Here is an 11765-nt window from a genome sequence, read left to right on the forward strand (position 1 = left end):
CCTCCATCTTTATAGTTTTTTCTTCCCCATAATATAAAGTTCTTATACAAAAAACTTTATATTATGCATTATATTGTATAATATAAAATAATAAACTACAATAAAAATTTAGTTAATAGGTACTACTTGTATCTTTTAACCCCTTCATAATTAAAACGCCAGAACTGGTTCCAATCCTTGTTGCACCTGCGTTAATCATATTCATTGTAGTCTGATAATCCCTTACGCCACCAGAGGCCTTTACACCCATTTCTGGCCCTACAGTTTTTCTCATCAGTTCTATATCTGCAATAGTTGCACCACCAGGTCCAAAACCTGTTGAAGTCTTAACAAAGTCTGCACCAGCTTTTTTAACAAGTTGACAAGCTAAAACCTTTTCTTCGTCACTAAGGAATCCAGTTTCTAAAATCACCTTAACTAAGGTTCCATTTGCGGCCTTCACGACAGCTAAAATATCTTGATAGACAAGATCCTGATTTCCATCCTTAAGTGCTCCGATGTTGATGACCATATCTATTTCACCTGCACCGTTTTCTATGGCATTTTTTGTTTCAAATGCCTTTACTTCCATGGTGGAGGCCCCTAAAGGAAAACCAATTACTGTACACACCTTTACATTACTACCTTTTAAAGCCTCAAAAGCTATCTTTACATGGGCAGGATTTACGCATACTGATGCGAAGTTGAACTCTTTCGCTTCTTGGCAAAGGCTAAGGATCTGCTCTTGTGATGCCTCTGGCTTTAACAAGGTATGATCAATGTATTTTGCTAAATTATTCATTTTATCTCTCCTAACTATACGTTTTAATAAGGTCGAAACCCATTTTTGTTTACAAACCCTTTAATTAACTTAGGTTTACCTAAAGGAGCCTCTTCAATGATATAAGACTCTAGAATTAAATCATAAGCTTCCTTGACTTTAAGAGATCCTTCATCATCATTGGTATGTATAATAGCAATTTCTTCACCAATTTCTACAAAGTCTCCTACCTTCTTCTCTAATATTATACCTACGGCTAAGTCTATTACAGATTCTTTGGTTTCTCTACCAGCACCAAGTTTCATAGCTCCGACGCCAATAGATTCTGCTTTAATCTTATGAATGTAACCCCTTAAAGTTGACTTAACAGATACTTGATTGATCGCCCTTGGTAGCAGAGATAAGTCGTCTACTACTTTACTATTTCCCTTCTGAACTTCAATTAGTTCTTTGAGTTTTTTCAGCCCACTACCATCATTAAGTAGCTCCATTAAAACTTTTTGTCCTTCTTCTTGGGAATTTACAGCTTTTGCAAGATATAGCATATGACTCCCTAAAAACAAGCAAAGTTCTTCTAAATCCTTAGGACCTTCCCCTTTAAGGGTAAGGATGGCTTCTTCGATTTCTAGGGCATTACCAATTGCCTTTCCTAATGGTTGATCCATATCAGTAATCACCGCTACGGTCTCCCTGCCTGCCCCCTGGCCAATCTCTACCATTGTCTTAGCCAACTCTACTGCGGCATCTAAGTCTTTTAAAAATGCACCATCACCTGTTTTGACATCTAGTACAAGGGCATCTGCACCAGATGCAAGTTTTTTACTCATAATACTACTGGCAATTAGAGGAAGACTATCTACTGTGGCTGTCACATCCCTTAAGGCATATAATTTTTTATCGGCAGGAACTAAGTTTCCTGTCTGTCCAACAACAGCGACTCCTGAATTTGTTACAGCTTCAACCATTTCTTCAATAGTTAAATCAGTAGAAAAACCAGGAATTGATTCGAATTTGTCTAATGTCCCACCAGTGTGACCAAGACCCCTCCCTGACATTTTTGCAACGGGTACTCCCGCAGCAGCAACTAAAGGAGCTAGAACCAAAGTAGTAGTATCTCCAACACCGCCTGTTGAATGTTTATCAACCTTAATCCCAGGAATCTCTTTCAACGATACTGTATCACCAGATTCCATCATTGCTAATGTAAGGTTTAGGGTTTCATCTTTATCTAGCCCTTTGAAAAAGATTGCCATATTCATGGCTGCCATTTGATAATCAGGAATGTTCCCATTAACATAGTTAATGACTAAAAAATTTATTTCTTCTTTACTAAGCTGATTACCATTTCGTTTCTTTAAAATTAGATCATACGCCCTCATTTTTTCACCTACAATCCTATTATTGTTGAAAAGCTCTATTGTGCTTTTTCAGATAATTAATTCGAGTCCTGAAATTTTGTTCATACCTATTAAATTTTGTTCAGTAAATATATTATTCTATATGAATTGATAAAATCCTTCTTATCGATGGAGATAGCATCATTTTTTTAATTGAAATATTACTAGTATAATTAAAAACTTTAATACTATGTTCCAATGTCTAACTAATGATAGGTCTACTCTAATTCTATTCTATACTAATGGGCTTAATTTATGATAAAAAAACCTTACCCTCGGGTAAGATTATTATGTTTGATACTATTTTATTAGGTATTTTGTTGATATCTATATCTATGCTCTACTATAAATGTTACAAGTTATCTATATCCGATTTTAGCTTGTTTTAAAACCCTTTTAGCTGCAGATTCATCAGTAATTAAAACATTAAGGTACTGTCCCCTTAAGGCCCCTAAAATACTCTCGGCATATTCCTTCCCGCCAGCAACAGCAATTGCATATTTTTTATTCTTAAGTTTATCCAAGTCAATGCCAATAGTTCTTCCATTTAAATCATCATCAAATATTTCTCCCATATAATTAAAATACCGAGAGCAAATATCACCTACAGCACCTTCATCCTTTAATCTATTCATATCTTCTTGGGAAAAATATCCCGCTTCTACTAATACAGAATTAGGATTTGGTCTACCTATAGGATAAATAGCTATATCTGATTCTTCAGCCAAATCTAATATTTCTTTAATTTTACCGTCCGACAATAAGATTTCTTTAATCTCCATTTTTTCAACAATGCTTGGTACAGGAAGGAAATATGGTGTCGCATTTAACTTTATTGCAAAATTAATAACAGGATTGTAGGTATTAACTTTGCTAGACACTTTACCCACGCCTCCCTTTAACTGCACGACCTTTACATTTTTTAATTTTCTTTCTTTTAAATGATCTGCAACATATCCTAAGGTAGAACCCCATGGAATCCCGATAGTTACACCATCGGCAATTATTTCATCTAGATAATTTGCGGTTACTTTTGATAGGTTTTCTTTAATTTCAACTAAGTTATTAGTAGACATAGGCACTACAATAGCTTTTTTAAGCCCGAAATTTTCGCAAAGTAATCTTTCTAAATTAGAATGTAGATTATAGGCACTATTAATTCTAATTTCTACTATACCTTCTTCCCTTGCAGTTTGTAAGAGTCTTGAAACTTGTGGCCTTGAAATTTTAAGCTTTTTGGAAATTTGCTCTTGGGTCTCATTACATTCATAATAAAGTCTTGCAACTTTTACAGCAAGCAACAACTTATCATTTTTTGATTTTATAGCCATATTTCCCATCCTTTAACATCAAAATATCAATTCTAATCTTCCTGTATTAACTCACAACCAAACTCCTTGGCTAAATCCATCGCCTCTTTAATGTCCTCTTCACTCCATACTGACCAACTTCCTTTAATGTTACCATCTACAAGAATTTCAGCTTTTCCATTTTTTATCATCATTACTTTGTGATTTTTCTTTTTCATTTGTTCAATCTGGGCATTAACAGCCTCTTCTGGATCAACTTCCATTACCTTCATCGCTATAAATAAGCAAGACATTGCATCCTGCAACTCTTTTTTTGCTTTATCATTATCTCCCTTTAATAATGCTTTTAAAGATTCAGCCACCTCTTCATTTAAATGACTAATGGCGGTTTTTGGATCATTTGTTGTATATTTTCTATTGTCCCATATCATCTCAATCGCTTTTCTTAAATCCATAGTTAAACCTCCATGGTTATGTATAGTTTTCTTATATAACATTATTATACTCTTTCTACATATTCAATTACAATCAAGATTGACGATTATTTTATATGGAAATAAAAAAGAGGACCACTTTCGTCCTCTAATTACTCTTCATCATCATCATATTCAATTCTATGATGAGAATTATTTTTTTTACCATTAGGCTTATTCTTTTTAACCATGGATTGAATACTATGCAAAACTTCTGGAGCCATACTTAAGAGATTATCAAGGGTGTTTGCCTTTTGATCGACTGGCATTAACTTCATCTGTCCATTTCCAACAATCATAAATGCTACTGGTTGAACAGATACTCCTGCTCCCGCTCCTCCTGCAAATGGGAATTTACTATTTGCATTTTTTTTGCTTTCACCATTTCCGTTATCCTTATCGCCCTTACTCTCTTCTTCTTTTTCTGGTATATAGTCGCCTCCACCTGAGGCAAATCCAAAGGATACTCGAGAAATAGGAATTATCACAGTTCCATCTGGGGTTTCTACTGGGTCACCAACTATTGTATTTACATCTACCATCTCTTTAATACTTTCCATTGTTGTTTTCATAAGTGATTCTATTGGATGCTCGCTCACACTATCACCATCCTCTTATTTTCCTATATATCGTTTTAATTGCCGCAATAATAATATAGCCTATTTTAAGGGTAAATATACAATTAAAGCTGGTAGTGAATTTTTCGCCTTCATAATATGGCCTAACATTAACCCACATTTCTTTTAACTTTAGTTTCTTTTTTGCAAAAGATGCCAGATTAGTTTTAATAACCCAAAATGATCCTGTAGCAATGGCTGTTACAGCTGCGTCACCAGTACCTACTTCAGTATCCCAGCATACTTCTTCAAAAATGATTCTACTATTAATATAGTTTAAAATTTTTTTATACTTAATATATGTAAGTCTAAATTGATGATATATCCGTTTTATTTCGTGAAGGCTAAAATCTCTTTCTTTATTATCTTTTATGATCTCTTGCTTTCCTATTTCAATATCAGAATTTAAATTGAAATCATTAATAATGTTTCCTTTTTTTAAAGCCTCTACAAAAGGTAACTCAATTCGATATTTTAATAGTCCATATAAAAGTTTTATATCAATTACAATTTCCTCTCTGCTACTATTTTTTAAAACAAGTATAGCTACATTTAGTTCTGAAAATGCAAAAACAATGATAAAAATAAAGCCTAAAGTAAGAATTATATAAATAATGGTATATAACAAAATTGATCACCCTGCTTTTCTATAGCATACTAACATTTGTATTTTTTCCAAATTTTATTATAATAGACATAAAAAAGTGATTAGCTCTTCAATTAAGTATTGAGCTAACCACTTTATTTATAACGAATAGGAAAATTCGAGTTTAATTATTAATAAAATAAAAGAACATTACGTAATGAGTTTCAGCATAAGCAGATAGCCAATTTAATTGGATTAAATTGTGTAAGTCGCTTAATTTTCTCATCTAAAGTCATCCTATAAATCTTCCGAAGAAAGACTTTGTTCTTTTAATACTATAGTATTTGATCTAAAGCCTGCTTTAAATCTGAAATAATATCTTCAACATTTTCTAAGCCTACTGCAAGTCTTACTAAACCATCTTCAATTCCTGCTTCTCTTCTTTCCTCTGGTTCATAAGGAGAGTGGGTCATGGAAGCTGGGTGTTGAATTAAAGTTTCTGCGTCACCTAAACTAACAGCTAGCTTACAGATCTCTACGCTATTCATCACTTTTTTACCTTCTTCAACTCCACCCTTTAACTCGAAGGCTACTACTGCACCTGGTAATTTCATTTGTTTTTGAGCTAATTCATATTGTGGAAAACTTTCTAACCCAGGATAATAGACTCGATCTACAGCAGGATGAGTCTCTAAAAATTTTGCTACTTCCATTGCATTTTTACAATGTCTTTCCATTCTAATTTCTAGGGTTTTCATTCCTCTTATAATTAAAAATGCATCAAAAGGACTTAAAGACGCACCTGTCATATCCTTAACACCAAACAATCTTACTTGATTAATAAACTCTTGATTTCCTACCACTATCCCTGCAATAACATCTCCATGGCCATTTAAAAACTTTGTGGCAGAATGAATTACTACGTCGGCACCTAGTGCTAAAGGTTTCTGTAAAAATGGAGTACAGAAGGTGTTATCCACTATAACAAGACAATCTTCCTTCTCATGGGCAATTTTTGCTATTGCTTCTATGTCGGTTAAGACTAAGGTTGGATTTGCAGGTGATTCTAAAAATACAACTCTAGTATTTTCTCTCATGGCACTTCTTACATTTTCTGGGTTACTTGCATCTACAAAGGTTACTTCAACACCAAATCTTGTTAATCCATGACTTAAGTATGCAAAGGTACATCCATATAAAGTTTTAGCAGCTACAATATGATCCCCAGATTTCAGAGCTGTCCAAAGGGCGGAAGAAACCGCTCCCATACCTGAAGCAGTTGTCATAGCGGCTTCGCCACCTTCTAACATTGCTATTTTTTCTTCTAATTGCGTATTCGTTGGGTTACCTAGACGAGAATAGATGTATCCCCCCTCTTCTAGAGCAAATCTATTTCCACCTTGTTCAGCAGAATCAAATATAAAAGTAGCCGTTTGATGAATAGGAGTAGCCAGTGCACCGAACTGATCCTTCTCATGACCACCATGTATTGCAATTGTTCCAAACCCTTTATTTAATAGCTTCTCTTTTTTCATTTAATAATACCTCCTAATTCCATTTGTAAAGTATTATAGCAATCTTTGTGCCAAAGTTTTAACACACAAAAATTAATACTCTAATATAGAAAATTCAAGGTTTATAAAATTTTAAAGAAAAAGATTTATTGGAATCTTTTTTATCTTGCGGTATTTTGTAAATATTTATTACCATAATTACCAGATAAGTGGTTAAAATTATTTCCATTTGTAAATATTTATTGCCAATTTATTTGGTGCTTTCTTACTTTATTTATTAATGTCGTATGGGAGATTCCCAATGCTAAAGCTGCCTTTCTGAGGCTCTTATGTTTAGATATTTCTTTAATTATTATATCTTTTTCATAGTCTTCAACAATTTCCTTCAGATTGGTATTTCTATTAATATCTACAGCATCCAATTTTATTTGTCCATTATTTGTATCAAAATATAACTCTTTCGTTGTTAAAATATCACCGTTACATAGGATCATTGCCCGTTCTATCACATTTTGTAATTCTCTAACATTACCTGGCCATTGATAATCCATCAATGCATTTATAAAACCAGTATCAGCCCCAGTTATATTTTTACCAAAACGTCTATTGAGCTTGTCACAAATATGTTTAAGTAACAGAGGGATATCTTCTAGCCTCTCCCTTAATGGGGGTAGAAAAATAGGAATGACATTCAGTCTATAATATAGATCTTCTCTAAAGGTCCCTGCCCTAATCATGTCTTCAAGATTTCTATTTGTAGCTACGATAATCCGTACATCAACATTTTCTTCTTTACTGCTTCCAATTCTTCTTACTACTCCCTCTTGAATAACCCTTAAAAGTTTCGCCTGTAGTACAAGGGGAAGTTCTGCAATTTCATCTAGAAATAAAGTTCCACCATTAGCTTCATGAAATAAACCCTCTTTACCATTAGTAATTGCTCCAGTAAAACTCCCTTTGTTATAACCAAATAGCTCACTTTCGATTAAGCTTGGTGGTAGAGCGGCACAATTTACTGGGACAAATTTATTATCTTTTCGTTCACTAAGGTTATGAATAGCCTTTGCAAACAAATCTTTACCTGTACCACTTTCACCTCGCAACAGGACAGTTGAAGGATTTTTAGATACGGTTTTTACAATCTTTTTTATTTTCTCTATTTGAAGGCTATTTCCAATTATTTCTGAAAAAGCCCCCTCCATTGTATTAGAAACAATATTTGCGATTTCAACTGCCTTCTGAAAATTACTAAAGGATATTACCATTCCAATCGTTTTGTAATCATCATTTTTGATAGGTCGACCTGTAGCAAGATAATGATTAATTTCATCGCCATCGCATACAGATAGCTCAAGGTTAGTAAAGCCTTCTCCCCTACTGATTAACTCCATCATTCCATTCTTTTCACTAATAAAATCAAAAATATTTCGGTCCTTTAGGTCTTCTTTATTAAATCCAAAAATCTTCTCTCCACTTGTGTTAATCATTTCTACTTTTCCATTTTTATTAATGGCCATAATGCCATCGTCTACTGAATCAATAATTGTATAGAGTTTTCTTTTATCTTTTTCAAAGTTCAGTAGTTCTATTTCATTAATGGCAGCAACTCCTTTTATTTTAAATAGCATCGTTATAAGGCTATTTCTTCTTTCTTCTAATATATTCTCAATTTTCATATTAATTTTTCCAGGAAAAACCTCCACAGATATTAAGTTGATTTTTTCCAAATATAATTTCTCTAATACTTGAAAAGTAATTCCCATACGATCTTCGGTTACAATTTCTAATCTAAGTATTTCCTTCATAATCACCATTCCTTAATCTTTTAGTTAGTTGAGGAATTCCATAATAATATTATTATTTTGCATAAATAAAACGAAATGTAGTTTCTGAGTTATAATATGATAGAATTTCCTTAGTTCTTTAAAAAATGATTTGTTAAGTAGGATGTGAAAAAAACCATTAGATGTGTATCTAGTGGTTTTTTTTACATAAAAAACAATCGACTTTAATGTTAGTTAAACTTGTTTCTAGTAAGTATTTCATCATAATCATTTTTATGGGTTCCAAAAAAAATCTACTAAACGATGCTTCTTCATTAAGTATAGCTTTTCATTTGTATTTTCTTAAATTAAGGTCTATTTAATTAAATGTTTATCTTAATAAATTATATCACAATAAAAATTTATTAGACAATTTTATAAGTCAAATTAAGCAGGATTTTAAATACTTTTTTCATTCTAAAAAGAATAAAGTCTTCCTTCGGAAGATATGTAGGATGACTTTAGGTGAATAAACTAAGGGACTTACACAATTTAAACTATTAAATTGGTTATCTTCTTATGATGAAACCCATTACGTAATGCTATTTTTACTTTAAAATAATTAAAGTAGAACTTTCCTATTTCGTTATAATAAAATTCTCCTTTTGCGGTCAATTTAAAGATAGGTTAAGGATGATTTCAATCACAAAATGTGCCTAACAAATGAAGTAAATATTATGTGGGGACCTTTATCTAAATAAGCTCATTCTTGAGTCTATTTAACCTTTGAAAATTTTAGTAAAAATCTATTGACATTTTTTTAAAAACCATTATATTTAATATAGGTAAACACAAAGTTTACTACTAGGAAATTTAATCATTCGAATTAAATTTAAAAATTCTGTTAATTCCAGTAATTCAAGGGAGTTGAAAACTTGGAAATAGGTGAAAAAATTAAACGACTTAGAGTCCTCAATGAACTTACTCAAGAAGAATTAGCTCAAAGATGTGACCTAACTAAAGGATTTATTTCTAAGATTGAGAGAAATATCACTTCTCCCTCTATCGCTACCTTAATCGATATTTTAGAAGCTTTAGGGACTGATATTAAAAAATTCTTCAATGAAGATGTTCAAAGTAAGATTGTATTTACAAAAGATGATATTTACCAATCTGAAAACCACGAGCTAGCTCACATTGTTTCATGGTTAATTCCCAACGCACAAAAAAACACTATGGAACCAATTTTAATTGAGCTTGGACCCCATGGGGCAAGTAGTGTTGAAGAACCTCACAAAGGTGAAGAATTTGGATATGTTCTTAAAGGAGCCATCACCTTATATGTAGGTAAGAAAAAACTTAAAATAAAAAAAGGGGAAAGTTTTTATTTTAAGTCAAGCGAGATTCATTATATCGAGAATCCCAGCAATAAGGATGCTGTTGTTCTTTGGGTTTCTAGCCCTCCATCCTTTTAATGGTTTTTACATAGTTTAGTAATCATTCTTGAAAAATGCACTTGTTCCTGTTTAAATTCCTATTTTTTATGGAATTACTATTATATATACACTATTAATATTATTATAGGAGGTTTTTTTATTATGGAACTTTGGTATACTGAAGAACAAACTGAAAACGTAAGATTATCTTTAAAGGTTAAAAATCATTTATTTACTGGACAAAGTGACTTCCAAAAGGTTGACGTTTTTGAAACTTTTGAATATGGAAAATTAATGACTTTAGACGGTTTAGTAATGGTTACTGAGAAGGATGAATTTATCTACCACGATATGATTGTACACGTAGCAATGGCGGTTAATCCTGAAATTAAAAATGTTTTAGTAATTGGTGGTGGCGACGGTGGTACAGTTAGAGAATTAATGAGATATAACCACATCGAAAAAGCAGATATGGTAGAAATCGATAAAATGGTATGTGATGTTGCTAGAGATTTCTTCCCAACAATTTCAGGTGACTTAGACAACCCTAGAGTTAATCTAACCTATGAAGATGGCGTTGCCTTCATGAAGGGCAAAGAAAACGTATATGATCTAATTATTATCGACTCTACTGACCCTGTAGGTCCTGGTGAAGGATTATTTACAACAGAATTTTATACAGATTGCTTTAACGCCCTTACAGAAAATGGGATATTAGTAAATCAAAATGAAAGTCCTGTTTATGAGCAGTTTGCAAAAGAAGCTATTCGAGCAAATGCTAAGTTAAGAAAAATCTTCCCTATTGTAGAAGTATATTCTGCTGCAATTCCAACTTATCCATCTGGCTTCTGGTTATTTGGTTTTGCATCTAAGAAGTATCACCCAGTTATTGATCTTAAGGCTGAAGCATGGAACAACTTCGGAATTAAGACAAAGTATTATAATACAGATCTACATAAAGGAGCCTTTGCTCTACCTACTTATGTAAAGGAGTATATTGCCAATGGAACTGTTTAATCAATATTCATTTATTGGATGTGAAGCTTCCTTAGAAGAGTCTGATATTGTTTTATTTGGTGCCCCCTATGATGGAACAAGCTCATTTAGACCAGGCTCGAGGTTTGCTGCCAGCCGTATAAGAATAGATTCTTATGGCTTAGAAACCTATAGCCCTTATTTAGACAGGGACTTAGAAGATCGAAAGGTCCACGATGCAGGTGATTTAAGCTTCGCCTTCGGTAACCGAGACCTTGTTTTAGATAACATAAGAAGCTTTAGTAAAGAAATAATGACTCAAGGTAAAAAACCAGTGATGATCGGTGGGGAGCATTTAGTTACCCTTCCAGTTGTTGAGGCTGTTTATGAAAAATATCCTGAACTAGTGGTACTTCACTTCGATGCTCATACTGACTTAAGAAATGATTATATGGGAGAAAAGTTCTCCCACGCTACTGTAATAAAAAATATTTGGGACTTCTTAGGTGATGGTAGAATCTATCAGTTTGGTATTAGATCTGGACTTAAAGAAGAGTTTCAATGGGCAGATGAAGGCCATACCTTTATGAACAAATTTGGCTATGATAAGCTTGATGAAGCGATTGAAAAGATTAAGGACAAGCCTGTGTATCTTACAATTGATCTAGATATATTAGACCCTTCTATCTTCCCAGGAACCGGAACGCCAGAACCAGGTGGAATTGGTTTTGCTGATATGATGAAAATATTAAACAAGCTTACAGCTTTAAATATTGTTGGTGCTGACGTTGTAGAATTAGCTCCTGACTATGATCCAACAGGCGTATCTACTGCAGTTGCGTCTAAAATAATTCGTGAAGTTATGCTTATTTTATAATTATTTTAATCGAGGGAATTGCATAATTAATACTAAATTAATATTAAAGAAAAATAA

At 32.9% G+C, this 11765-nt stretch carries 11 protein-coding genes; 3 read left to right on the forward strand and 8 right to left on the reverse strand.

From position 1 onward, the window contains the following. Positions 1-112 precede the first annotated feature (112 nt). From deoC to T335_RS0113045, 8 genes are all read right to left on the reverse strand, one after another. On the reverse strand, positions 113-781 hold the full coding sequence (deoC, locus tag T335_RS0113010) for a deoxyribose-phosphate aldolase (protein WP_034328481.1): 669 nt from the start codon (positions 779-781) through the stop codon (positions 113-115). Positions 782-804: 23 nt separating this feature from the next. Continuing rightward, positions 805-2139, reverse strand: a complete 1335-nt coding sequence (locus T335_RS0113015; protein WP_026477941.1) for a pyrimidine-nucleoside phosphorylase — start codon at positions 2137-2139, stop codon at positions 805-807. A gap of 377 nt (positions 2140-2516) precedes the next feature. Next, a complete protein-coding gene (locus tag T335_RS0113020; protein WP_051569306.1) occupies positions 2517-3488 on the reverse strand; it encodes a sugar-binding transcriptional regulator in 972 nt (323 codons plus the stop codon). 32 nt (positions 3489-3520) lie between these two features. After that, on the reverse strand, positions 3521-3922 hold the full coding sequence (locus tag T335_RS0113025; protein WP_026477943.1) for a MazG nucleotide pyrophosphohydrolase domain-containing protein: 402 nt from the start codon (positions 3920-3922) through the stop codon (positions 3521-3523). Between the two features lie 131 nt (positions 3923-4053). Then, a complete protein-coding gene (gene ytfJ / locus T335_RS0113030; protein ID WP_026477944.1) occupies positions 4054-4539 on the reverse strand; it encodes a GerW family sporulation protein in 486 nt (161 codons plus the stop codon). Positions 4540-4543: 4 nt separating this feature from the next. Further along, positions 4544-5185 carry a DUF2953 domain-containing protein gene (locus T335_RS0113035; RefSeq protein ID WP_026477945.1) on the reverse strand — a complete coding sequence of 214 codons (642 nt, stop codon included), beginning with the start codon at positions 5183-5185 and terminating at the stop codon, positions 4544-4546. Positions 5186-5478: 293 nt separating this feature from the next. Continuing rightward, positions 5479-6678 carry a methionine gamma-lyase gene (megL, locus tag T335_RS0113040; RefSeq protein WP_026477946.1) on the reverse strand — a complete coding sequence of 400 codons (1200 nt, stop codon included), beginning with the start codon at positions 6676-6678 and terminating at the stop codon, positions 5479-5481. Positions 6679-6896: 218 nt separating this feature from the next. Then, positions 6897-8462 carry a sigma 54-interacting transcriptional regulator gene (locus tag T335_RS0113045; RefSeq protein ID WP_026477947.1) on the reverse strand — a complete coding sequence of 522 codons (1566 nt, stop codon included), beginning with the start codon at positions 8460-8462 and terminating at the stop codon, positions 6897-6899. An 893-nt stretch (positions 8463-9355) separates the two neighbouring features. Here T335_RS0113045 and T335_RS0113050 point away from each other — a divergent pair. From T335_RS0113050 to speB, 3 genes are all read left to right on the forward strand, one after another. Beyond that, complete coding sequence (locus T335_RS0113050; protein ID WP_026477948.1) at positions 9356-9895, forward strand: helix-turn-helix domain-containing protein; 540 nt, start codon at positions 9356-9358, stop codon at positions 9893-9895. 123 nt (positions 9896-10018) lie between these two features. Then, positions 10019-10873: a polyamine aminopropyltransferase gene (gene speE / locus T335_RS0113055; protein ID WP_026477949.1), complete on the forward strand. Its 855-nt coding sequence runs from the start codon at positions 10019-10021 to the stop codon at positions 10871-10873. Continuing rightward, entirely contained in the window at positions 10860-11708 is an 849-nt protein-coding gene (gene speB / locus T335_RS0113060) for an agmatinase (protein ID WP_026477950.1), read from the forward strand. Before speE ends, speB begins: the two co-directional genes overlap by 14 nt. Positions 11709-11765 lie beyond the last annotated feature (57 nt).

It is taken from the genome of Alkaliphilus transvaalensis ATCC 700919 (assembly GCF_000621485.1).
GTDB classification, from domain to species: Bacteria; Bacillota; Clostridia; order Peptostreptococcales; family Natronincolaceae; genus Alkaliphilus; species Alkaliphilus transvaalensis.

Bases quoted from the DNA above. Each gene is read 5' to 3' on its own strand.
- deoC (WP_034328481.1), bottom strand. From the start codon at position 781: ATGAATAATTTAGCAAAATACATTGATCATACCTTGTTAAAGCCAGAG.
- T335_RS0113015 (WP_026477941.1), bottom strand. From the start codon at position 2,139: ATGAGGGCGTATGATCTAATTTTAAAGAAACGAAATGGTAATCAGCTT.
- T335_RS0113020 (WP_051569306.1), bottom strand. From the start codon at position 3,488: ATGGCTATAAAATCAAAAAATGATAAGTTGTTGCTTGCTGTAAAAGTT.
- T335_RS0113025 (WP_026477943.1), bottom strand. From the start codon at position 3,922: ATGGATTTAAGAAAAGCGATTGAGATGATATGGGACAATAGAAAATAT.
- megL (WP_026477946.1), bottom strand. From the start codon at position 6,678: ATGAAAAAAGAGAAGCTATTAAATAAAGGGTTTGGAACAATTGCAATA.
- T335_RS0113045 (WP_026477947.1), bottom strand. From the start codon at position 8,462: ATGAAGGAAATACTTAGATTAGAAATTGTAACCGAAGATCGTATGGGA.
- speE (WP_026477949.1), top strand. From the start codon at position 10,019: ATGGAACTTTGGTATACTGAAGAACAAACTGAAAACGTAAGATTATCT.
- speB (WP_026477950.1), top strand. From the start codon at position 10,860: ATGGAACTGTTTAATCAATATTCATTTATTGGATGTGAAGCTTCCTTA.